This window comes from Effusibacillus consociatus (assembly GCF_042652925.1).
Classification (GTDB): Bacteria; Bacillota; Bacilli; order Tumebacillales; family Effusibacillaceae; genus Effusibacillus; species Effusibacillus consociatus.
In genome coordinates this window covers 1-545 of record NZ_JBHSHC010000171.1, presented here as the reverse complement: position 1 = coordinate 545, position 545 = coordinate 1, and the positions used below count along the sequence as shown (strand labels likewise).

1 protein-coding gene is annotated in these 545 nt (G+C 52.8%); it reads right to left on the bottom strand.

Translation table 11 applies throughout. The annotated features are described in order from the left end of the window. Positions 1-129: 129 nt before the first annotated feature. The coding region (locus ACFO8Q_RS23815) for a transposase (protein WP_380029869.1) at positions 130-545 on the bottom strand (416 nt) is incomplete at its 5' end.

Genomic DNA, 545 nt, shown 5'->3' with positions numbered 1-545 from the left:
ATGCGAAGAATCATTTGGAACTGTGCGACGGATTTCGCTTCGCACTGGAGTGCTGACGATTTTGAGGCAACCCAAAGAAGCCCGTATTAGTACAGGTCGTGTTCCCTCTTTTGTTCAGTGAATGAACTGTCAAGCCGTTTGCAAGACTGGCATTAACCGCTCCGCTAACTCTCTGATCTTTTGCTGCATCGTTCTGACGATGGCGGCGAGTCTCGGATTGGGAGCAAGCCGGATATGCTGGTACCGGTCGGAACCGACTACATTGCCGGGCACCCGGATCACGGCCCGGCGGATGGTTTGTACTTCACATCGCTGCATCGCTTCCGGCATCAGTGCCTGTTTGAACCAGACCATTAGGTTGTAGGCGATCGCTTTGATCCAACTGAACAGCAGGTTGCGGAGCATGGAATGCTGGCTGTTTTGCTCCACCGCGTAGCCTTCTTTCAATTCGTCGATTCGGTTCTCGATGTTCGCGCGTTCGTTGTACGAGCGAAGTAGCGGTAACGGGTTAAGATCGGCGTTGGTGACAATGGCTTGGAACGAAT